Origin of the sequence: Taklimakanibacter lacteus (assembly GCA_003576695.1) — a bacterium.
In the GTDB taxonomy this organism is placed as follows: Bacteria; Pseudomonadota; Alphaproteobacteria; order Rhizobiales; family Aestuariivirgaceae; genus Taklimakanibacter; species Taklimakanibacter lacteus.
In genome coordinates this window covers 80603-101702 of the sequence record QOZQ01000014.1, presented here as the reverse complement: position 1 = coordinate 101702, position 21100 = coordinate 80603, and the positions used below count along the sequence as shown (strand labels likewise).

Sequence of the window (21100 nt, the reverse complement as noted above, 5' to 3'; positions counted from 1 at the left end):
TTCCGCCGGGTTTTCTGCATCTAACAGGCGAGGGCCGCTGGAATCCCGGGTCGTGGAGGGGTAAAAGGCGGCCAATCAGACATCGGGAATTCGACGATTGATTTCTGTTTTTTCGCGTGGCGGTCGGTTTGCAGCAGGGCTACGCCTTGGTTCTGTGATTGCGATTGCGTTGGCGCTTGGCGCCTGCTCGAGCATGTCGAAGCTCCTCGACAAGGGGGATTCATCGACATCGAGCGCATCGGCCTCGCCCACGGGCGAATCCATCTCGCCTGACCTGGTCGCCGCCGACCAGACCGAGCCCGTCGGGCCTCTCTACAACAAGGGGCTCGAGCAGATGCAGTCGGGCGAATACCGCACGGCCGCCAAGACTTTCGGCGAGGTCGAACGCCAGCATCCTTATTCCTCCTGGGCCACCAAGGCGCAGCTCATGCAGGCCTATGCGCAATATCAGCGCAATGCCTATGACGAGGCGATCAATGCGGCGCAGCGCTTCATCACCTTGCATCCGGGCCACAAGGATGCCTCTTACGCGTATTATCTGATCGCGCTCTGCAATTACGAGCAGATCATCGATGTGAGGCGCGATCAGACCAACACGCAAAAGGCGCTTGCCTCGCTCGAAGAGGTGAGCCGGCGCTTCCCCAACACCGCCTATGCCCAGGATGCCACCGCCAAGGCGACGCTGGCGCGCGATCACCTGGCGGGCAAGGAAATGGAAGTCGGGCGCTATTACCTGAAGAAGGGCTCGTATCTCGCCGGCATCAACCGCTTCAAGCGCGTCATCACCGAATACCAGAATACATCGCATACGCCGGAGGCCCTCTACCGCCTGACGGAAGGCTATCTTGCGCTCGGTATCAGGTCGGAAGCGCAAACCGCCGCTGCCGTGCTCGGCCACAATTACCCGAACAGCCAGTGGTACAAGGACGCCTATTCGATCCTGCAGAATGACGGGATCCTGCCCGCCGAGGACAAGCAATCCTGGATCAGCAGGGCCGTGAGCTCGGTCAATCCGTTCTAAGCCGTCGGGCGGAGCCGGGAGTCAAAGCCGACATACCCGGAGAACGATATGATGCGAAAGTTGCTGGTTCTGTTGGCGCCGCTGGTCATGCTGGCGCTTGTGCCCGAGGCGCGTGCCGATGTTTCCGACGATATTGCAGCCGCTTTCTCGGCCGATACGGTTGCGGCTCGCAGCACGGCGCTCGCCAATCTGGAAGCGAAGAAGGCCGAGGACCCGCATGCCGCCTACGCAGCAGGCGCCGTCAAATTCTTTGTCGCGATCGAGAAGCTCGGCGCCGGGCTGCATCGCCATGGCTTCGAGGGGCCGCGAACCATGATGCTGCCGCTGATGCGGCTGCCTGTGCCGGAAAATCCCAAACCCGAGCCGCTGACCTATGAAAGCTTCCGCCAGCTGTTGGTGGATTTCCGCATGTCATGGCCCAGTCGGCGGCAGGTCTGGCCCTGGTGCCGGCCGATGCCGATATCGGCATCGTGGTCGATCTTGCCGATCTCGGCATCGACCTCAACGAGGACGGCAATATCGCGCCTGAGGAGAGTGCCGCCATCATCGCAGCGCTGTCCAACCGGGCTGGCGCCCCGCCCGCCGCATCGCCACCGCTCGTCTTCCGCTTCGACCGTGCCGATGGCTACTGGCTGCAGGGCTATGCCAATTTCCTGATGGCGCAGGCCGATTTCTGGCTGGCGCATGACTTCCGCCTGGCCTTCGACCAGAGCTTCCACATGCTGTTCCCGCGGGCCAAGCTGCCGATGCAGGACATATTGGTGCCGCTCGACAACAGCCGCGACAGCTTTGCCGAGTGGCGGCTTGCCGATTTCGTCTCTTTCGTCCACCTGATCAACTGGCCGGTCGTCGAGCCGGAACGCCGCAAGACCGCCCGCGCCGAGCTCCTCGAAATGATCAGGCTGTCGCGCGAAGACTGGAAGGCGATCCGCGCCGAGACCGACAATGACCGCGAATGGCTGCCCGGCCCGCAGCAGGTCGGCGCCAACCAGCTCACCGGCCTCGAGGTCAGCGAGGAGCTGGTGCAGGCATGGCACGGCGCGCTGCAGATGGCCGAGGACCTGCTTGAAGGCCGCAAGCTCCTGCCGCATTTCCGCTTCGCCGACAAGGGCGTCAACATGAAGCGCTTCTTCGAGGAGCCGCGGAATTTCGACCTCGTGCTGTCGATCACCGGCCCCGGCATCGCGCCTTACCTCGAAAAAGGGCCGATGCTGACCAGCGAGGAATGGTGGGCCCTGCAGCAGCAGTTCGGCCGGACCGGCTTCCTGGCTTTCGCGCTGTGGGCGAACTAGCCTGCCCCTGAGAGACTCAGCTATAAGGGCGCCATGCTGACGGCGCTCTCCATCCGCGACATTGTCCTCATCGAAAAGCTCGACCTTGCCCTGGAGCGCGGCCTGACCGTGCTCACCGGCGAAACCGGCGCCGGCAAATCCATCCTTCTCGATGCGCTGGGCCTGGCGCTGGGCGCCCGTGGCGACAGCGGGCTCGTCCGCAGCGGAGCGGAGAAGGGCGTCGTGACCGCCGCTTTCGCGCTGCCCAGGACGCATGCCGCCTTCGCCCTGCTGGAAGGCCAGGATATCGAGGCCGATGGCGAGCTCGTCATCCGCCGCATCCAGAGCGCCGACGGGCCGAGCCGCGCCAGCGTGAACGACCAGCCGGTGAGCCTCAACCTGCTGCGCCAGATCGCCGGCACATTGACCGAGATCCACGGCCAGCATGATGACCGCGCGCTGGTCAATCCCGCCAATCACCGCCGGCTTCTCGATGCCTTTGGCGGGCTCGATGCCGATGCCGATCAGGTGCGCCGGCTGTGGGAAACGCTGAGCGCCGCCGAGACCAGGCTCACGGAGCACCGGGCGCTGCTCGCCCGTTCGGAGGCCGAGCGCGACTTCCTCACCCATGCGGTCGATGAGTTGCGCAAGCTCGATCCGCAGCCGGATGAGGAAACCAAGCTCGCCGATATGCGGCAGATGATGATGAATGCCGAGCAATTCGCATCGGCGCTCACCGAGGCGGAAGATGCGCTGTCGGGAGACGGCGCGGTCGAGGCGCGCCTCAATGCCGCCTTGCGCAAGCTCGAGCGGCGCAAGGATCAGGCGCAGGGGCGGCTCGATCGCATCTGCGAGGCGCTTGATCGCGTCTTGCAGGAAATGGGAGAGGCCCATCGCGCTTCAGCGGAAGCCTTGCGGGCTTTCGCCTTCGATCCGCGCGAGCTGGAGCAATCGGAAGAGCGCCTGTTTGCGCTGAGGGCGGCGGCGCGCAAGTACAAATGCCCGGTCGACACGCTGGCGCAGGTACGCGAGCGGATGGAAGGCGAATTGCAGGCGATCGCCGATGGCGGCGCCGAGCTGGCGCGCCTCGAGGCTGCCTTCAAGGCGCATGGCGATGCTTTCGATGAAGCGGCGCGCAAATTGAGCGAGAAGCGCAAGAAGGTGGCGCGCAAGCTCGATGATGCGGTGGTGGCGGAGCTGGCGCCGCTCAAGCTGGAGCGGGCGCGCTTCGAGACGCGGGTTGAGGCCGATCTCGGGCGCGGCGGATCGCATGGCTTCGACAGGGTCGAGTTCCTGGTCGCCGCCAATCCCGGCACGCCGCTGTCGCCCTTGATGAAGGTGGCTTCCGGCGGCGAGCTGGCGCGCTTCATGCTGGCGCTCAAGGTCATCCTCGCCGCCAAGGGCTCGGCGCCGACACTGGTGTTCGACGAGATCGATACCGGGGTAGGGGGCGCCGTCGCCGATGCCATCGGCGTCAGGCTCGCGAGACTCGCGAAGGGCCTGCAGGTACTGGCGGTGACCCATTCGCCGCAGGTCGCGGCGCAAGCCGGCCAGCACATGCTGATCAGCAAGATGGAAGAAGTCGGCAAGAAACGCATGGTCACGCGCGTGCAGGAGCTGAGCTCGGCCAGCCGGCGCGAGGAGATCGCCCGGATGCTGTCGGGCGCCAAGGTGACCGAGGAAGCGCGCGCCCAGGCCGACCGGCTGCTCAAAGCGGGCACCTGATAAATACTGGGAAAATACAGGGAGAACCCGAAAAACGTGACCGACCATGGAGTGGCTTGACAGATCCAGTCTTAAGATATATCTTAAGTACTAATCTTAAATACTATCAAAGGATATATCCATGTTTGGACGTCATCATCATGATCATTGGGGCCGCCATGAGAGGCGGCATGATTGCGCGCCGGGCGGGCGCTGGGGCCGCCGGCGGTCCGGCGACGACGAGGAGGGCGGCTTTGGCCGCGGCGGTTTCGGAGGGCGTGGCGGCCGGATGTTCGGCCATGGCGATCTCAGGCTGGTTCTCTTGGCGCTGATCGCCGAAAAGCCGCGCCACGGCTATGACCTCATCCGCGCCATCGAAGAGAAGTTCGGCGGCGCCTATGCGCCGAGCCCCGGCGCCGTCTATCCGACGCTGACGCTGCTGGAAGAGCAGGACTACATCGCCGCCGAAGCCCAGAGCGGCACCAAGAAGCTTTACCAGGCGACCGATGCCGGCCGCGCCTTCCTCGAGGAGAATGCGGTTGCCCTCAAGGGCATCCAGTCGCGCATGGATCTTGCCGCGCATGCCTTCTCGGTCCATTCGACGCCCGAGATCGTGCGCGAATCCATAAGGACCCTGAAGCAGGCGCTCCATATGCGCCGCGGTCCCTGGACGGCCGAAGAGGCCGAACGGGTGCGCAAGCTCATCGAAGCGACGGCGCGGCAGATCGTCGGCGGTCCTGAGAATTGATGCTGACAGTTTAGCGCTTCGCCACGTAATAGAGGTCATGCTAGCGCGCATCCCGGCGAAGTGGAATCACTTCGCCGAAAGGATTCGCGCCAAATCAATATCTTGGAGCAAATCCTTATCGCCAAAGTCTTCAACTTTGGCGGGATTTGCTCTAAGCGGAGACAGATCAATCGTTGAAGCATGACTGCCGTGGCTGAGAAACCCGTCGAAAAGCTGAATGCCAAAGAGGCGGCGAGCGAATTGCAGCGCCTCGCCGCCGAAATCGCCCATCACGACGAGCGCTATCATGGCGAGGACGCGCCCGAGATCTCGGATGCCGATTACGACAAGCTGCGGCTGCGCAACGAGGCGATCGAGGCGCGGTTCCCCGACCTGGTGCGCGATGACTCGCCGTCGCGCCGGGTGGGCTCGACGCCGCAGGCCAGGTTCGGCAAGATCCGCCACCGCGTGCCCATGCTCTCGCTCGGCAACGGTTTCTCCGAGGAAGATGTCCGGGAATATCTCGGCCGCATCCGCCGCTTCCTCAATCTGGGCGAAGAGACCGAGGTCGCCGTCACCGCCGAGCCCAAGATCGACGGGCTGTCGCTGTCGCTGCGCTATGAGAAGGGCAGGCTGGCGCAGGGCGCCACGCGCGGCGATGGGGCGGAGGGCGAGAATGTCACCGCCAATGTCCGCATGGTGAAGGACATCCCCAATCACATCAGCGCGAAAGATTTCCCCGAAGTGTTCGAGGTCAGGGGCGAAATCTATATGACCCACAAGGACTTCGCGCGGATCAATGAGAAACAGATTCAAGCCGGGCAGAAGGTCTATGCCAATCCGCGCAATGTCGCGGCGGGCTCGCTGCGCCAGCTCGATCCGGCGATCACCGCCAGCCGGCCGTTGCATTTCTTCGCCTATGGCTGGGGCGAGGTCGCGAAGCTCCCCGGCGCCACGCAATGGGATGTCATCCAGGCCTTCAAGCGCTGGGGCTTTCCGGTCAATCCGCTGATGAAACTGTGCCGCTCGGCGGACGAGCTACTCAGCCATTATCACGGGATCGAGGCCGAGCGGGCCAATCTCGGCTATGACATCGATGGCGTCGTCTACAAGGTGAACCGGCTCGACTGGCAGGAGCGGCTCGGCTTCGTCAGCCGGGCGCCGCGCTGGGGCCTCGCCCATAAATTCACCGCCGAGAAGGCGATGACCATTCTCGAGGATATCGACATCCAGGTCGGCCGCACCGGGGCGATGACGCCGGTGGCGCGGCTCAAGCCGGTGACCGTCGGGGGCGTCGTCGTCTCCAATGCGACGCTGCACAATGAGGACGAGATCGGGCGCAAGGACATCCGCATCGGCGACACGGTGATCGTGCAGCGCGCCGGCGATGTCATCCCGCAGATCCTGGGGTTCGTTCCGGAGAAGCGGCCAAAGGGTGCGAAGGCCTACAAGTTCCCGGACAAATGCCCGGTCTGCGGCAGCCATGCGGTGCGCGAGGTCAATGAGAAGACCGGCAAGGTCGATGCGGTAAGGCGCTGCACCGGCGGCCTCATCTGCGCGGCGCAGCGCGCCGAGCGCCTCAAGCATTTCGTGTCGCGCAACGCCTTCGACATCGACGGCATGGGCGACAAGGTGATCGAGGAGTTCCTCAGCCTCGATCTCATCGCCTCGCCGCCCGACATCTTCACCCTGGAGAAGCGCAAGGTTCCGATCGACGAATTGGAGGGTTGGGGCGAGACCAGTGCCCGCAATCTCTTCGATGCGATCAATGCGCGCCGCACGATCGCGCTCGACCGCTTCATCTACGCGCTCGGCATCCCGCATATCGGCGAGACCAATGCCAGGCTCCTGGCGCGGGCCTATGGATCGGCCGAAGCCTTGCGCGATGCGATGCGCCTCGCCGCCAGGGGCAAGGAGGAGGAAGCGCATCAGGAGCTCATGTCGCATGACGGCATCGGCCCGATCGTGGCGGAAGCGATCGTCGATTTCTTCGCCGAGCCGCATAATGTCGAGGTGTTCGACAAGCTCCTGTCCCATGTCACCGCGACGCCGCTCGAAGCGGTGCGGCAGAGCCCGGTCTCGGGCAAGACGGTGGTCTTCACCGGCGCGCTCGAGCGCATGACGCGTGAAGAGGCGAAAGCGATGGCTGAACGTCTTGGCGCCAAGGTGGCGGGCTCCGTCTCGAAGAAGACCGATCTTCTGGTTGCGGGGCCAGGCGCCGGCTCCAAGCTCAAGGATGCGCAGAAGCACGGCGTCGAGGTGATCGACGAGAATGAGTGGTTCAACAGGGTAGGCGCGTAGCCCGTCTCACTCTCGCCGCATTGGGCCTGCTTTCTCGCCTCTCAACATCATCGGGGGAATTCCATTGATCAGTGTCGCAAGGACAAGCGGAGCATTCGCGTTCGCCCTTTCATGCCTTTCGGGGACCGGTCAAGCCGCCGGTGATTCCGACAAGATCTCGGCGGCCGTGGACCAGGCCTTTCGACCGCTGATGCAGGAATATGACGTGCCGGGCATCGCGGTCGCCGTGACCGTCGATGGTGAGCGCTATTTCTTCAATTACGGCGTGGCCGCCAAAGATACCAGGAAGCCGGTGACGAAGGACACGCTCTTCGAGCTCGGTTCCGTCAGCAAGACATTCACGGCGACGCTCGGTACCTATGCGGTGATACAAGGCAAGATGTCGCTCGACGATCATCCGAGCCGGCATATGCCGCAATTGCGAGGCGCAGCTGCCGACAAAGCGAGCCTGCTCCATTTCGGCACCTATACTGCGGGCGGGCTGCCGCTGCAGATCCCTAACTCAGTCACCGACAACACCAAGATGGCGGCCTATTTCAAGCAATGGAAACCCGCGACCGCGCCCGGCACGGCGCGGCGCTATTCCAATCCCAGCATCGGCCTTTTCGGATATGTCACGGCGCGGGCGTTAAAGGGCGACTATGCGAGCCTCGTCGAAAGCGAAATCCTTCCCGGGCTCGGCCTGCGGCACAGCTATATCAACGTGCCGAAAGCGGCGATGGCTGACTATGCCTGGGGCTACAACAAGGCCAACAAGCCGGTCAGGGTCAATCCGGGCGTCTTCGGCGCCGAGGCCTATGGCGTCAAATCCTCGAGCGCCGACATGATCCACTATGTCGAGGCCAATATCGGGCCTGATATGCTGGACGCGCCGATGAAGCGGGCCATCGAGGACACCCACATCGCCTATTTCGAGGTTGGGGAAATGACGCAGGGGCTGGGCTGGGAGCAATATCCTTATCCGGTCACGCTCGACCGGCTGCTTGCCGGCAATTCGAGCCGGATGTCGCGCGAGTCCCATGAGGCGACGCCGTTCGTGCCGCCGCGGGCGCCGTCCGGCCCGATGTTCTTCAACAAGACCGGCTCGACCAATGGCTTCAGCTCCTATGTGGCTTTCGTGCCCGAGAGGAAGATCGGCATCGTGATGCTGGCCAATCGCAGCTTTCCCATTCCGGCCCGCATCACGGCCGCTTATGCGGTGCTCAAAGCACTCGAGGGGCGATAGCGGCACCGCAATTTTCTTCAAGCCCTGCCGGAGCGGAATGCTATATTCGGCCCATGCTGCAGATCTCGCCCCGTGACTCGGTCGGTCCTGGCCCGCTTGCGCCGGAGGACGAGACCTATTTCTGGCGTGTCTCGCGGCATGGCGATCTCGACTGCTTCACCGCTACCTTCCGCAAGCACATCTTTCCCCCGCATACACACGAGACCTATGTGATCGGCGTCACGCTCGAGGGCGTGCACAGCTATATGCACAAAGGGGTCAGGGTGCGCTGCGAGGCGGGCACGATCTGCTTCATCAATCCCGCCGAGGTGCATGACGGATCGCCCGACAGCCACGGCTATTCCTACCGGATGACCTATCCGAGCCCGGAATTCCTGACCGCTTTGTTGCGCGCGGAAACCGGAAGACCGGTCGGCGCGCCGCGCTTCAGGACGCCGGGCGTCCATGACCCGGAATTGGCGCAGATGTTCTGCGCCGCGCATCGGGCGCTTGAAGGCAAGGACGAAGCACTTCTCGCCGATGAGAAGCTGATCGGCTTCTATCTGACGGCGATCGAGCGTTATGCCGGCGGCCTGCCGGGCATGATTGCCGCGGGGCAGGAGCCGGACGCCGTGGCACGCATCAAGGACTACCTGATGGCGCATCTGGCCGAGGCCACGGATTTCCAGACCTTGGCCGAGCAGGCGGGCCTCAGCGCCTGGCATCTCATCCGCGTGTTCCGCAAGGCGACGGGTCTCACGCCGCATGCCTGGCTGGTCGACCGGCGGGTGCACCAGGCGCGCGAATTGCTCAGGGCAGGGGAAAGCCCCAGCCATATCGCGGTGCAATGCGGTTTCGCCGACCAGGCGCATCTGACGCGCAGCTTCAAAGCGAGGCTCGGCGTGACGCCGGGGCAATATCGGGCGCTCCTGAATTAAGGCTTTGTTTGCGCATCGGCTTGTCCGAAAACCGCTACACACTTTTCGGGCCGATGCGTGGGGCGCAAATTCCTTCAAGACCGGCTGCAACGGACTCACTAGATACCGCTCTCCTGGAGCGAACCATGTCAAAGACTGCCGTCGAATTCAGACAGGGCGTGATCGATATCTTCCCGGTGATCGCCGCCGCCAGCGTGATTGGCCTTTTGTGGGGCACGCTTGCCGCCGGCAAAGGGTTGTCGCCGCTCGAGACCGGGCTAATGAGCGCCAGCATCTTCGCCGGTGCTGCGCAGTTCGTCGCCATCGAGCTGTGGCAGGACCCGGCACCGTGGTTCTTTCTCACGGTGACAGTGCTCATCGTGAATGTCAGGCACGTGCTGATGGGCGCATCCCTGTCGCGGCACATGGGCAATATTCCCCCGGGCTGGCAGGCGCCGCTTCTTTACATGATGGCGGATGAGAACTGGGCCTTTTCCGAAAGGCGGGCGCTGACCCGGCCTCTGACCATGGCCTATTATCTGGGCCTCGGCCTGCCCATGGTGATCACCTGGACGGTGACGAGCGTCATCGGCGCGCTGGCCGGCGCCTGGCTCAAGGATCCCGCCCTCTATGGATTCGATTTCGCCTTCTCGGCGCTGTTCATCGGCATATTGGCCGGCTTCTGGAAGGGGCCGAAGACCGGCGCCGTGCTGGCGGCGAGCGCCGTCATTGCGGCCGTCGCCAAGCTCACCATTCCGGGCGCCTGGTATATCGTGCTGGGGGGCCTCGCGGGTGTCCTCGTCGCGGTGCTGCTGCATGCGGAGGAAGAGGAGGCCAAGGCCACGTCATGACGCTTCATCTCTCGACCCTGCTCGCCATCATCGGCATGGCGCTCGCCACCTACGCGACGCGTGTCGCCGGCCTCTTCCTGATGCGCCATGTGAATGTGAAGGGCCGCACCAAGGCCGCCTTCGACGCTCTGCCGCCCGCCATCCTGATGGCGGTCATCGCACCCACCATCCTCGCCACCGGCATCGCCGAGACCATCGCCGCGGCGATCACCGCGGGCTCCGCCATGCTGCGCCTGCCGATGATCGTGACCGTCCTCATCGGCATGGTGAGCGTGGTGCTGCTGCGCATGGCGATGTGAGGGGCTTCGCCCCTGCATGCGTGGCTGATCTCCCACGCACCAGTGAATCCGTAACCGCGAGCTGATTCCAACTCACGGGGTGGCCGGATGCCTACCGATAACGCCTTCATCAACGCCCACTGGCGCAGATATTACAACGAAGACAGGCCCCATAGCCACTGGATGAAACTTCAGTGGCAGATCATCCGGCATGGGTATTATGGGACTATCGACGGTCATGTATACTCAAAGGAAGTCGACTCTCGTGGAAACTCTAAAAGAGGCTTACGACAGGTCCAATGAAGAAGCGTGATATCCTGATTGCCCTTGCCTTTATTGGCGCGGCATCAAGCATTGAAGGTGCTCGAGCATCGCAGACTTTCAGAGAAGGCTTTGATATTGGTGACCTCTTCTCCCCGTCGCAGAGCGATGGATCGATCACGGTAACTGGATACTTCCTTGTCGCAATCGCGCTGGAAGAGCTGAAAAAATATCCAGTTTCGTTGGAGAAGCACCGCAGCATCCACGTCTGGCAAACAGATAGATACTATTACGTAGATTTTTCACCCAACGAATTGCATTCGACCATGCATGGACGTTTGCCGACTGACCAGATGGGTATTGAGGTGCAAATTGAAAGAAAAAGCCATGAAGGTTCAGAGTTCCCGAGCTGAATAAGGCATCGCTGATGAGGGCTCGCGCTCAGGAAAATTTCGTCGGTGACAATGATGTTGGGAAATAGTTCGAAGGCTCTTTCTTGGTCGTTTGTGATCATGTATGAGTTGCGCTTGGACTGCCCTCATCCGAAATTGCCGACTGATGATCCTGGCGTGGACTTGGACATTCCAGGAGATGGTGATGAAGTTGCGTCGGCCGCGCAATCAGCTGTAAGCAATCCTAAAAGCTACTTTGGGTACTATGGAACATCCTATGGCAGGGTCTATTCAAAGGAGACGAATAGCTCCCAAACATCAGGTAAGAGGCTGACGAGGGTGCGATGAGGATCAGATATTTGGTACCATCGATAATGGTTCTGCTTGCTGCGATCGGTGATATTAGTGATCTTTCCGCACGACAAGCTATTACGAAGGGATTTGATGTTGGTGATTTATATGAGCCCAACTGGGGCGAAGGTGGAATTACGCCGCAAGCACTCGATGTCATCAAAATTGCGCTCAAAGAACTTGAAAAATACGAGGTTTCGTTCGAAAAATATCGCAGTGTCCATGTTTCGCGTTCAGTAAAGTATTTCTATGTGCTCTTTTCGCCCAATGAGCTGAATTCTACGGCGAGTGGGCGTTCGACTGATGAACAGCTGATGATACAGGTGCAGATTTCTAGAGCTACAATGCAGATAATGGGATCTCGTGCTGAATAGGTTAGATGGGATTTTCGGTGGCTGTGTTGGACTGCGCCCGGGAATCACAAATTTCGGTGACAGGGATTTCGGTAACAGTGCTGGACTGCACCCCTTGAATGAGACACGGTAATTTCGGTTACAGGTATCCCAAGGAGGATGACCCGCGCCGAAGAGAAGCAGAAATTTAGGTGATGGCGCACTTAATAAAATGCACTGTCACCGAAATTCTGGTAGCTTCCTCAATGGCTTCATTTCCAATGCCGTCGGTGCTGCATCGGGTATGGTATCAAATGCGATCTCGCAAGGGAACATAATTGCTGACACATTGATAGTGGGTATCGCTGGCGGAACTGCATCCGTACTTACAGGGGGTAAGTTTGCTAATGGCGCGATTACCGCAGCTTTTGCAAATCTATGGAATAAATGCGCTGCGCAGCAATGTACAATTGGTGAGAAGGCTAACGCGATTGTGAATGGTGCCTATTCGATATTCCCCGGTGTAGGCAATGCGCTGCGTTTCATGGCGCGAGGTATAGGACTCTTTGGAGCCGAAGAAAGGCTGAAATGGGAACAAGAAGGAAAAGCAGTCGATTATATTGCGAAGCAAATGGCTGAGGATCCAAAGTTCCGCGAGGAGGTTATGTCGAAACTGAGAGTGGGCTATGATGCTTTCGAGACGGAAAATCAGGAGCTCTATTACTTTTTGGGTGGCCGAGCTGTTATGGGGACTATTACCCGATTAGGACCTGCAGCTATAATTGGTAGTACGACACGTGCTGTCGAAGATGCTCGCGACCTCGTGATTAATCATCCGAAAGAGGCTGCAGTGTATTTGTTAAAGCACGGAGTGATTGGGGCGCCAAAGTGAAAGAGGAGCATAACGGCCTTCCGAAAATTGAACGCTCGAGATCCATGTTTTTTTATGTCGCTATCGCCCTAGTCGCTGCGATACTTACCTATACGATAGCCGCCTTCCTTTGGAAGAACTATCCGCTCCAGTCTATTTTTCTCTTTGCTTTGTATGTTTTCGGCGGAGTAGCGTTCACTGGATGGAAGTCTTCCATACAGATCGCGTCCTCCGTTGGCGTTCTATGTGGCGTTTTCACGTTCTTTTTTCTTGTTAGCTCGTGAGAGGTTTCATCAATCGGCGATTTCGGTGACAGTGCATTTAACTCCCATCGATTTCGGTTGACTCCCAAGGATCTTGAGCTGACGGCAGCTGTCGATGACAGCGCACTTAAATTAAATGCACTGTCACCGAAATTCCATGCGCCTTGAAAGCCCTGATCCAGCCGTACAAAGCCTTGCGCGTCACCCCCAGATCGCGCGCCACTGGCCAAACGCCCTCACCGCGTTCGACCCGTTTAATCGCCTTGACCTTGAACGCTAGCGGATATTGGCCGCTCTTCGATTTGCTGCTTCTCTTCAGCACAGGCCGTCCTCCTTTGGGATACCTGTAACCGAAATTACCGTGTCTCACTCAAGGGGTGCAGTCCAGCACTGTCACCGAAATTCTAATTAAGTGCACTGTCACCGAAATTGCCAATGGTGGTAATCTTCGTCATGGTGGATGGCTCCTCAGATGGATCTTACAACGGACCCATCTTGGCACATCAGATGCCGCTGGCGGGCGCCGTCCACCACATCACCGAAATTGCGAAAAAGGTAGGGGAAATTACTCCAGCCAATACACAAAGCGATCCAGACCTGTTCGAAAAACAGTCGACCCATATAGGATCTTTCCGTCTTCCGGATTGGGTGAAATTAACCTGGTAAGTATACACATCCCCTGAAGTTCGGGTCGATTGGACGTCCGATAGTCACCGATCATGTAGTCAAAGCTCCACGGTACACTGCCGACTTCGGTCATATGTTCTGCGTGATACCGTTTGAGTAGAGTCCCAACGGACGCAATGGTCCGCTCCTTGTCGCCGACTTCTGGCTTCTCTTTCCGTCGATCTTTCATGACCTCGGATTCTGAAGTTATAGGTAGCCCTTCCAAGAAAGCGGAGACGAGGGCGAGCATTTCATCGTTTGGCTCAAGAAAAAAGACAGGAAGTTCGTCATTCAGAGTATTGTTCATCTGCGGCAAGTTCCTTGAGGCCCCAAAATATATACAGCGCCCAAGACCGGACTAAAAAATCGACAGCTTCCCGAGAGCGAAACACGTAATTTCGAATTTCGGTGGGTGGGACGAGAGCTCTCATCCGGCCTCTCGCCTTCGCGAAGCTGAGAACTTCGCTTTGGCGGAGCAAGGACGGCCATCTTCTCCCATGCTTCGCACGGGAGAAAGGGAAAGCCGGAGGGGTGGCTCTCTATCAACCAACCGGCCCGCAGGCCTGTTTCAGCCAGGCCAGATCGGCGCCCTCCAGGAAGGCGCCGATCTCGCGCTCGACGCGGGCGTGATAGGCGTTGAGCCAGGCGAGCTCTTCGGGACTGAGCAAGCCGGGTTCGATGAGCCTTCGGTCGATCGGGCACAAAGTGAGGGTCTCGAAGGACATCATTGGGCGCTCGCCGCCCTGAATGGCCTCGGCCTCGCGCACGAGAATGAGATTCTCGATGCGGATGCCATACTGGCCTTCCTTGTAATAGCCGGGCTCGTTGGAGAGGATCATGCCGGGCTCGAGCGGCGTCCTGTCCGACTTGTTGATGCGGGCAGGGCCCTCATGCACAGAGAGGTAGCTTCCGACGCCATGGCCGGTGCCGTGATCGAAATCGAGGCCCGCCATCCATTGCGGCTGGCGCGCCAGCACATCGAGCTGGCTGCCGCAGGTCCCCTTGGGAAAGCGGATGCGCGACAGAGCGATCATGCCCTTGAGCACGCGGGTGAAGCGATCCTTCATTTCTGCCGTGGGCTCGCCGACAATGATGGTGCGGGTGATGTCGGTGGTGCCGTCCTGATACTGGGCGCCCGAGTCGATGAGATAGATATCGCCTTTCTTCAAGGGCAGCGCCGTCGCCTTCGACACGCGATAATGCGGAATGGCGGCATTGGGGCCGACGCCCGATATCGAATCGAAGGACAGGTCCTTCAGCATGCCGCCTTCATTGCGGAACCAGGCGAGCCTGGTGGCGACGCTGACCTCGTCCTCGCCGCCTTTGGGCGCTGCCTGATCGAGCCAGCACAGGAAGCGCGACATGGCGACGCCGTCGCGCTTCTGCGCGGCGCGGGCGCCTTCCTGCTCGACCGCGTTCTTGCGCGCCTTGGGCAGCATGCATGGGTCCTTGGCGGGGACGATCTCGGCGCCGGCGCCCGCCAGCACGGCGCGAATGCGCTCCGGCGCCCAGTCGGGATCGATCTGGACGCGCGCTTTCTTCTCGCCCAGTTGGGCGAGCGAGGCTTCGATCTCCTGCGGCGCGCGCAGGCGCACGATGCCCTTGAGATGGGCGGCCACATCTTCCGGCAGTTTGGTCTGGTCGATGAACAGTTCGGCCTCGCCGTCGCGGCGCAGGATGGCATAGCTCAGCACCACCGGCGTATAGGCGACATCGCCGCCGCGGATATTGAAGGCCCAGGCGACGGAATCGGGCTGCGTCAGCACCACCGCATCGGCGCCTGACTTTTCGAGGCTCTTCGCCACATCGGCGAGCTTGTCCCTGGAGCTCCTGCCGGAGAACTGCGTCGGCTGCACCGAGACCGGCTTCATCGGCCGCTTCGGCTGGTCGGTCCAGATCGCATCGAGCGGGTTGCTGTCGAGGGCGACGAGCCTGGCGCCCGCTTTGGCGACGGCCTTCTCGAAGCGGGAGACCTGGTCGGCGGTCATCAGCCACGGGTCATAGCCCAGGACTTCGCCGGGCTTCAGTTCCTTCTCCAGCCAGTCGGCCGGCGGCTCCTCGACGAGATGGCGCGGGGCGAAGATCCCGGTATCGACCTGCTTGCGCACCTGGATCGTGTAGCGGCCATCGACGAAAATGGCGCCCCGGTCCTTCATCAGGATGGCAAGGCCCCAGGAGCCGGCGAAGCCCGTCAGCCAGCGCAGCCTTTCGGCATAGGGCGCCACATATTCGCCCTGGAACTCGTCCTGGCGGGGGATGATGAAGCCGTCGAGATGGCGGCGGTTGAGCTCCTCGCGCAGGCGCGTCACGCGCTCGGGCGAGAGATGACCTTCGGAAACGTCGTCGAATGACTGAAACATGGGCGCATCTAAGGGAAAGGGCAGGGATCTGTCAAAGCAGGCCGGCGCCGGGCCGTACCACTGATGCGAGGCCCGTTTCCTTCTGCGCCGCGATCCTGTAGAGCGGAAAAGCCGCGGGGCACGCGACTCACATTTCGGGATAGCGGCAGATATGAAGACAAGACCGCCGGTCGACCAGGACCTGCTGGCCGTCATCGGGCCCGATGCGATCATCGAGGCCAAGAGGCGGCTGGCGATGCTCGACACGATCGCCTATGCGGCGACGCTGGTGGTGCCGGGCGGCTGGCGCGACCATGTCAAGGACTTCCTCAAGCGTCTCGGCCGGGCGACCGAAGTGAGCCGGGTGACCCTGTTCGAGCTGCATCAGGGACCTGAGGGCCACAGGGTGCAATCCTGCCGCTTCGACTGGGCCGATCACGGTCTTTCCCCGCTCAGCGAGGATCCGCGCTACCAGGGCATGCCGATCTCGGATGGCGATGACCCGGCGCATCTGGGCGAATGGGCGCAGAAGCGCGAGCGCGGCGAGATCGTGCAGGCGCGCCTCAGCGACACGACCGGCTATACGCGGCAGGTGTTTCTCGAGCATGGCACCTTGTCCTTCATCTCCGTGCCGATCATGGTGCGGCGCAAATGGTGGGGCTTCCTCGGCTTCGACGACTGCAAGGAGGAGCGGCGATGGAGCAAGGAAGACATCCATGTGCTGAAGACCGCCGCCGCCCTCATCGCCGGCGCCATCGAGCGCGAGCAGTCTGACGAGAAGGTGAGGCTGTCGGAAGAGCGCTATGCGCTGGCCGCGCGCGGCGCCAATGACGGGCTGTTCGACTGGGACATCGCGACGGACAAGACGTTCTTCTCGCCCCGCCTGCATGAGGTGCTGGGGCTGGCGCCCGAAAGCCTGGGCGAGGGGTTCGATGCGCTGATCAACCGCTTCGTGAAGTCGGACGGCGATTTCCTGCGCGCCACCTTGCGGCATAAATTCGAGCGGCGTGAGGAGACCTTCGATCTCGAATGCCGGCATGAGCCGCGTCCCGGCGCCACCCAGTGGATCGTCATGCGCGGCCTCATCGTCTATGGCAAGGAGGGGCCGCGGCGCGTGGTGGGGGGCCTGCGCGACGTGACGCGGCAGATGGAAGTGCAGAAGCGCTTGAGCGAAGCCGAGCGCAAGCGCGCCAATCTGGCGCGCTATTTCTCGCCCAATATGGTGGACGGCCTGATGCAGTCGGGCGGCAGGCTCGATGAGGCGCGCACCCAGCGCGTGACCGTGCTGTTCGCCGATATCTGGGGCTATACGTCGATCAGCGCGGCCATGCCGCCGATGCAGGTGATGGCGCTGTTGCGCGAATTGCTCAGGATGTTCGAGAAGGCGATCTTCGCCCATGGCGGGACGCTCGACAAATTCTTAGGCGACGGGCTGATGGCGACCTTCGGCACGCCGCGGACCGGCGAGCGCGATGCCGCCAATGCGCTGGCCTGTGCGGCGGCGATGGCGGATGCGATCTCGCGCTGGAACGCCAAGCGGCGCGAGAACGGCCTCAAGCCGCTCTATCTCGGCATCGGGCTGCATCACGGCGATGTGGTGCTGGGCGATATCGGCAGCGAGCGGCGCATGGAATTCGCGGTCATCGGCGACACGGTCAATGTGGCGAGCCGCATCCAGGAAATGACGCGCGCCCTCGACATCGCCATCCTGGCGAGCGACGGCGTGGTCCAGGCGGCCCGCGCCGAAGCCGGCGAGGCGGCGATCAAGGAATTCACCGACCGCGGCGAGCATGAATTGCGCGGCCGCACCGGCAAGATCAGGCTGTGGAGCCGGGCGGCGGACAAGTAAGGCGATCGGGACGTTTTACCCTCGCCCTGCAAGCGAAGCGCAGCGGGGAGAGGGAAGGGGCCCGCCGCGCAGCGGCGGGAAGGGTGAGGGGCAACGGACGGTGCAAAGCTGCCTCATCCTCTTGATCGAATACTTGTTTCTAATCTGCGATAGGCCCCTCACCCTCCCATTGCTGTGCAATGGGCCCCTCCCTCTCCCCGCTGAAGCGGGGCGAGGGTAAGTAGTTACTTCTTCACGATGCGGCCTTCGACAGAGGGTGAGATCGTCTTGCGGGCGGTGACATAGGCCATCAGGTCATTGGCCATCAGCTTGGCGTCACGCACGGTGAGCAGGGGCTTTGCTTCCCGGAACACCACATAGCCGTCGCCGCCATTGGCCATGAAATCATTGGTGGCGAGGGTGTATTTCGCATTGACGTCGAGCGGCTTGCCATTGGCCTCGACCGCGACGACGCGTTGGCCTTTAGGCTTGCCCGCATCATATTCGACCTTGAGGCCCGAGACCTGCGGAAAGCGGCCGCCGCCATCCTCGATCTCGCTGAAGCCGTTCTCGAGGGCCGCGAGAAGGGTGGCACCGGAGACCTGCAGCTTCATCGTGCGGTTGCCGAAGGGAAGCTCGGTCAGCACATCCTTGCGCGTCAAGGCGTGGCCCGCCGGATATTCCTTGTTGCCGCGCAAGCCGCCGCCATTGGTGATGGCGACATCGGCATTGACGGCTTCGCGCAGCGCATCGGCGACGAGATTGCCCATGGCGGCTTCGCCGGTGCGCACCGTGGCGCGGCGCGAATCGAGCGCCGTCGTCGTGGTGCCGATGGCGACATCGAGCTCCTTCGCCAGCATCGCGGCGAGCTCATCCGTCCTGGCCTTGGTCTCGGGATCGGGCGTCACGTCCCTGGTATCGATCACCCGGAAGCTCGGACGCCATTTGACGGTCCGCTTGCCGTCCTTCTCGGAGATGTCGAAGGCGATATCGGCGATGGTTACGAAATCGGCCTGCTCATAGGATTCCATCATGGCGGTGCGGCCGTCGTAGTTGATGAGCAGATCCTGGTCATGGCCGGTCATGATCAGATCGAAGAGGCGGCTGTCATACATCGCGCGGTCCTCGGCGTGACCCGAATGGGTGAGGGCGACGACGAAATCGGCGCCCTGGTCGCGCAACTCCCTGGCCTTGGCGAGGCCTGTCTCGAGCGCATTGGCGATCTTGAGATTGCCGGGGCTCGAGGCGTGATAGCTCTCATCCGACGTCAAGCCGACGATGCCGATCTTCACCGGCCCGCGCTCGATCATCAGCGTGTCGGTGAAGTCCTTGACGGGCTTGCCCTCGGCATCGCGCAAATTGGCGGCGATGAGCGGGAATTTCGCCTCGCTCATGCGCTTGAGGAAGATATCGGGGCCGAAATCATATTCATGGTTGCCGGGCGTGAAGGCGTCGGGCGGCACCAGATTGGTGAGCATGATCGTATGCTCGCCCTTGTCGAGGCCGGAGAGGAGGGAGGGCGAGATCATGTCGCCGGCATGGCCATAGACGACATGACCGCCCTTGGCGCGCTCGGCGCTGACCACCGCATTGAGGCGGGCAAAGCCGCCGCGCTCGCCCGAGCCTTCGAATTTGTCGATGTCATTGGTCTGGATGAAGGTGATGGTGACCTGCTCGGCGAAGGCGGTCATCGAGGCCAGACACATCAGCGCCATGGCACATACAAGCTTGGACAGGGATCGCATGGGGGACTCCGGGTGAGTTGGGCCGTGCAATGAACGGGTCGGTCCCCATTTCTGGCAGGTTTCATCACTCAGATGAAGCGGGAACGACGCTTGCGCTTGACCCGGCAAGCCATTGAAGATACTATCATAAAAATAGAAAATAATTTCTACTGAGTAGAAAATGGGAAAAGAAGCAGAACGTCACGTCCAGTCGGTGGCTTCGGCCCTGCGCATCCTCGAGGCGTTCGACCGCGATCAGGGGCTGACGCTGAAAGATCTGTATGAGCGCACGGGCCTCAACCGCAGCCGAATCTTGCGCTTCGGGGGCACTTTGCAGGCGCAGGGCTATCTGGAGTTCAGCGAGGCGGTAGGCCGCTATACGCTCGGCCCCAAGGTGTTCGGTCTCGGCCGGCTGGTGCAGAGCCGCTATGCCGAGATCGCCAACCTGGTTCGCCCGTCCCTGACCCGGCTCGCGCAAGCGAGCGGCGACACGGCCTTCTATTCGGTGGTGCAGGGCCTCGACCGGCTGGTGCTGGCGCATTGCGAATCGACCGAAGGGGTTCGCTTCGTCATCCCGGAAGGACAGGTGCGGCCGCTCTATGCCGGCGCGACGGGGAAGGTGCTGCTGGCCTTCGGACCGGAAAGCCTGCGCCGGCAAATACTGGATGCGACCGTCCTGGCGCGTCTTGCCACGCCGAAATCGATCGATGTCGAAAAGCTGGCAACGGATCTGAAGGACATTGCCGCCGCAGGCTTCGCGGTCAGCCGCGGCGAGGCCACGGCGCATGGCTTTGCGGTGTCCGTGCCCGTGATCGTCGGCGGCAATCTGATGGGTGCACTTTCGATCGCAGGCCCGCTCACCAAGCTGACCGGCACGCTGGCAGAAAGCCATGTCGCCCTTCTGCGCGAAGAAGGGCTGCTGATGGAGCCGCTGATCGCGAATATCGGAATCATTTCCGAGATCGACTGAAACAGACAAACAATGGAGACAGCAGAATGTCGAAGCCCCTCGAGCAGGAATATGAAGAATACAAGAAGGCCGGCCGCATCTGGGGGCAGGTGCCGCTCGAACGGATCAGCAAGATCAAGCTGGAGCGCGCCTCGAAGAAAGCCATCGAGGAATTCAAGGCGATCGATGACCTGACAACGACGGTTTCCGACATCCTCGATTCACTTGGCCTGAGGGCCGCGGTCGCGGGTTCCTTCATGAAGCCGCTGCAGAGCGGCAAGACCATGGTTGGAACCGCCGTCACCGTGCGCAGCATTCCCGAACGCAAGACGCCGACGCAGGGCTATGCCGACAAGGACTTCATCAAGATGTCGACGCGCGAATCCTATTATCTGGGTGAGCCCGGCGACGTGCTCATCTGCGATTTCGGCGGCAATCTCGATGTGTCGAACATGGGCGGCCAGTCCTGCACCGTGGCGAAATCCATGGGTTTCGTCGGCGCGGTGGTCAATGGCGCGGTGCGCGATGTCTCCACCATTCGCTCGCTCGAATATCCCGTCTGGTCCTCGGGGGTGACGCCGATCACCGGCAAGTTCCGTATGGAAGCGGTCGAGCTCAATGGCCCGGTCACGGTCCATGACGTGGCGGTCTATCCGGGAGATCTAGTCGTCGCCGATGATTCCGGCGTCTGCTTCATTCCGCTCGAACATGTCGAGACCGTTCTCGCCAAAGTGAAGTCCGTCGAGGCCGAGGAGGCGACGATGCGCGATCTCATCAACTCCAGGCGCCCGCTCGATGAGCTGCGCCCGCTCTATCGTAAGCGCTATTCGTGAGGCCGAGCCGGCGGCGG

General features: G+C 61.5%; 20 protein-coding genes. 15 read left to right on the top strand and 5 right to left on the bottom strand.

The annotated features are described in order from the left end of the window. Positions 1-100 precede the first annotated feature (100 nt). Positions 101-1021 carry an outer membrane protein assembly factor BamD gene (locus DT068_RS24690; protein WP_438816455.1) on the top strand — a complete coding sequence of 307 codons (921 nt, stop codon included), beginning with the start codon at positions 101-103 and terminating at the stop codon, positions 1019-1021. Positions 1022-1042: 21 nt separating this feature from the next. Here the strand turns inward: DT068_RS24690 and DT068_RS28445 are convergent, their stop codons facing one another. After that, the gene (locus tag DT068_RS28445) at positions 1043-1306 is read right to left on the bottom strand and encodes a hypothetical protein (RefSeq protein WP_368905134.1); all 264 of its coding nucleotides are present in this window, start codon (positions 1304-1306) and stop codon (positions 1043-1045) included. A gap of 128 nt (positions 1307-1434) precedes the next feature. Here DT068_RS28445 and DT068_RS24685 point away from each other — a divergent pair, with 128 nt between their 5' ends. The 11 genes from DT068_RS24685 to DT068_RS28195 all read left to right on the top strand — a co-directional run bounded on the left by DT068_RS24685 (position 1435) and on the right by DT068_RS28195 (position 12502). After that, positions 1435-2313 carry a hypothetical protein gene (locus DT068_RS24685; protein WP_368905133.1) on the top strand — a complete coding sequence of 293 codons (879 nt, stop codon included), beginning with the start codon at positions 1435-1437 and terminating at the stop codon, positions 2311-2313. Between the two features lie 33 nt (positions 2314-2346). Further along, positions 2347-4017 carry a DNA repair protein RecN gene (gene recN, locus DT068_RS24680; RefSeq protein WP_119392561.1) on the top strand — a complete coding sequence of 557 codons (1671 nt, stop codon included), beginning with the start codon at positions 2347-2349 and terminating at the stop codon, positions 4015-4017. 121 nt (positions 4018-4138) lie between these two features. Beyond that, entirely contained in the window at positions 4139-4744 is a 606-nt protein-coding gene (locus tag DT068_RS24675) for a PadR family transcriptional regulator (RefSeq protein WP_119392560.1), read from the top strand. A 180-nt stretch (positions 4745-4924) separates the two neighbouring features. Next, positions 4925-7024 (top strand): NAD-dependent DNA ligase LigA, encoded by a 2100-nt coding sequence (gene ligA / locus DT068_RS24670; RefSeq protein ID WP_119392559.1) that lies wholly within the window; start codon positions 4925-4927, stop codon positions 7022-7024. Positions 7025-7088: 64 nt separating this feature from the next. Continuing rightward, on the top strand, positions 7089-8249 hold the full coding sequence (gene ampC, locus DT068_RS24665) for a class C beta-lactamase (RefSeq protein ID WP_162914431.1): 1161 nt from the start codon (positions 7089-7091) through the stop codon (positions 8247-8249). A 53-nt stretch (positions 8250-8302) separates the two neighbouring features. Continuing rightward, positions 8303-9166 carry an AraC family transcriptional regulator gene (locus tag DT068_RS24660; RefSeq protein WP_119392557.1) on the top strand — a complete coding sequence of 288 codons (864 nt, stop codon included), beginning with the start codon at positions 8303-8305 and terminating at the stop codon, positions 9164-9166. Positions 9167-9291: 125 nt separating this feature from the next. After that, complete coding sequence (locus tag DT068_RS24655; RefSeq protein WP_119392556.1) at positions 9292-9996, top strand: AzlC family ABC transporter permease; 705 nt, start codon at positions 9292-9294, stop codon at positions 9994-9996. Then, on the top strand, positions 9993-10295 hold the full coding sequence (locus DT068_RS24650) for an AzlD family protein (protein ID WP_119392555.1): 303 nt from the start codon (positions 9993-9995) through the stop codon (positions 10293-10295). The genes DT068_RS24655 and DT068_RS24650 overlap by 4 nt, the downstream gene beginning before the upstream one ends. A gap of 278 nt (positions 10296-10573) precedes the next feature. Then, positions 10574-10948 carry a hypothetical protein gene (locus tag DT068_RS24645; RefSeq protein WP_119392554.1) on the top strand — a complete coding sequence of 125 codons (375 nt, stop codon included), beginning with the start codon at positions 10574-10576 and terminating at the stop codon, positions 10946-10948. Between the two features lie 353 nt (positions 10949-11301). After that, positions 11302-11652 (top strand): hypothetical protein, encoded by a 351-nt coding sequence (locus DT068_RS28200; protein ID WP_162914430.1) that lies wholly within the window; start codon positions 11302-11304, stop codon positions 11650-11652. 190 nt (positions 11653-11842) lie between these two features. Then, a complete protein-coding gene (locus tag DT068_RS28195) occupies positions 11843-12502 on the top strand; it encodes a hypothetical protein (RefSeq protein ID WP_162914429.1) in 660 nt (219 codons plus the stop codon). Between the two features lie 369 nt (positions 12503-12871). On the opposite strand, the gene DT068_RS24630 is transcribed toward DT068_RS28195, so the two are convergent. The 3 genes from DT068_RS24630 to DT068_RS24620 form a co-directional block, all read right to left on the bottom strand. Beyond that, positions 12872-13066 (bottom strand): transposase, encoded by a 195-nt coding sequence (locus tag DT068_RS24630; protein ID WP_368905131.1) that lies wholly within the window; start codon positions 13064-13066, stop codon positions 12872-12874. 243 nt (positions 13067-13309) lie between these two features. Continuing rightward, positions 13310-13717 carry a hypothetical protein gene (locus DT068_RS24625; protein ID WP_119392551.1) on the bottom strand — a complete coding sequence of 136 codons (408 nt, stop codon included), beginning with the start codon at positions 13715-13717 and terminating at the stop codon, positions 13310-13312. Positions 13718-13952: 235 nt separating this feature from the next. Continuing rightward, on the bottom strand, positions 13953-15770 hold the full coding sequence (locus DT068_RS24620; RefSeq protein ID WP_119392550.1) for an aminopeptidase P family protein: 1818 nt from the start codon (positions 15768-15770) through the stop codon (positions 13953-13955). Positions 15771-15921: 151 nt separating this feature from the next. Between DT068_RS24620 and DT068_RS24615 the strand changes: the two genes are divergently transcribed. Then, positions 15922-17598 carry an adenylate/guanylate cyclase domain-containing protein gene (locus DT068_RS24615; protein WP_119392549.1) on the top strand — a complete coding sequence of 559 codons (1677 nt, stop codon included), beginning with the start codon at positions 15922-15924 and terminating at the stop codon, positions 17596-17598. Between the two features lie 224 nt (positions 17599-17822). Here the strand turns inward: DT068_RS24615 and DT068_RS24610 are convergent, their stop codons facing one another. Then, on the bottom strand, positions 17823-19322 hold the full coding sequence (locus DT068_RS24610) for a bifunctional metallophosphatase/5'-nucleotidase (protein WP_368905129.1): 1500 nt from the start codon (positions 19320-19322) through the stop codon (positions 17823-17825). Positions 19323-19482: 160 nt separating this feature from the next. Here DT068_RS24610 and DT068_RS24605 point away from each other — a divergent pair, with 160 nt between their 5' ends. Both DT068_RS24605 and DT068_RS24600 read left to right on the top strand, forming a co-directional pair. Continuing rightward, positions 19483-20271, top strand: coding sequence for an IclR family transcriptional regulator (locus DT068_RS24605; protein WP_119392547.1), 789 nt, complete (start codon positions 19483-19485; stop codon positions 20269-20271). 26 nt (positions 20272-20297) lie between these two features. Beyond that, positions 20298-21083, top strand: coding sequence for an RraA family protein (locus DT068_RS24600; protein WP_119392546.1), 786 nt, complete (start codon positions 20298-20300; stop codon positions 21081-21083). The last annotated feature ends 17 nt before the right edge of the window (positions 21084-21100 follow it).

Excerpts from the sequence above, each read along its gene's own strand:
- DT068_RS24660 (WP_119392557.1), top strand. The coding sequence starts at position 8,303 with ATGCTGCAGATCTCGCCCCGTGACTCGGTCGGTCCTGGCCCGCTTGCG.
- DT068_RS24605 (WP_119392547.1), top strand. The coding sequence starts at position 19,483 with ATGGGAAAAGAAGCAGAACGTCACGTCCAGTCGGTGGCTTCGGCCCTG.
- DT068_RS28445 (WP_368905134.1), bottom strand. The coding sequence starts at position 1,306 with ATGCAGCCCGGCGCCGAGCTTCTCGATCGCGACAAAGAATTTGACGGC.
- DT068_RS24655 (WP_119392556.1), top strand. The coding sequence starts at position 9,292 with ATGTCAAAGACTGCCGTCGAATTCAGACAGGGCGTGATCGATATCTTC.
- ligA (WP_119392559.1), top strand. The coding sequence starts at position 4,925 with ATGACTGCCGTGGCTGAGAAACCCGTCGAAAAGCTGAATGCCAAAGAG.
- DT068_RS24685 (WP_368905133.1), top strand. The coding sequence starts at position 1,435 with ATGGCCCAGTCGGCGGCAGGTCTGGCCCTGGTGCCGGCCGATGCCGAT.
- DT068_RS24650 (WP_119392555.1), top strand. The coding sequence starts at position 9,993 with ATGACGCTTCATCTCTCGACCCTGCTCGCCATCATCGGCATGGCGCTC.
- DT068_RS24645 (WP_119392554.1), top strand. The coding sequence starts at position 10,574 with ATGAAGAAGCGTGATATCCTGATTGCCCTTGCCTTTATTGGCGCGGCA.
- DT068_RS24625 (WP_119392551.1), bottom strand. The coding sequence starts at position 13,717 with ATGAACAATACTCTGAATGACGAACTTCCTGTCTTTTTTCTTGAGCCA.
- recN (WP_119392561.1), top strand. The coding sequence starts at position 2,347 with ATGCTGACGGCGCTCTCCATCCGCGACATTGTCCTCATCGAAAAGCTC.
- DT068_RS24610 (WP_368905129.1), bottom strand. The coding sequence starts at position 19,322 with ATGCGATCCCTGTCCAAGCTTGTATGTGCCATGGCGCTGATGTGTCTG.
- DT068_RS24620 (WP_119392550.1), bottom strand. The coding sequence starts at position 15,770 with ATGTTTCAGTCATTCGACGACGTTTCCGAAGGTCATCTCTCGCCCGAG.
- DT068_RS28200 (WP_162914430.1), top strand. The coding sequence starts at position 11,302 with ATGGTTCTGCTTGCTGCGATCGGTGATATTAGTGATCTTTCCGCACGA.
- DT068_RS24675 (WP_119392560.1), top strand. The coding sequence starts at position 4,139 with ATGTTTGGACGTCATCATCATGATCATTGGGGCCGCCATGAGAGGCGG.
- DT068_RS28195 (WP_162914429.1), top strand. The coding sequence starts at position 11,843 with ATGCACTGTCACCGAAATTCTGGTAGCTTCCTCAATGGCTTCATTTCC.
- DT068_RS24600 (WP_119392546.1), top strand. The coding sequence starts at position 20,298 with ATGTCGAAGCCCCTCGAGCAGGAATATGAAGAATACAAGAAGGCCGGC.
- DT068_RS24615 (WP_119392549.1), top strand. The coding sequence starts at position 15,922 with ATGAAGACAAGACCGCCGGTCGACCAGGACCTGCTGGCCGTCATCGGG.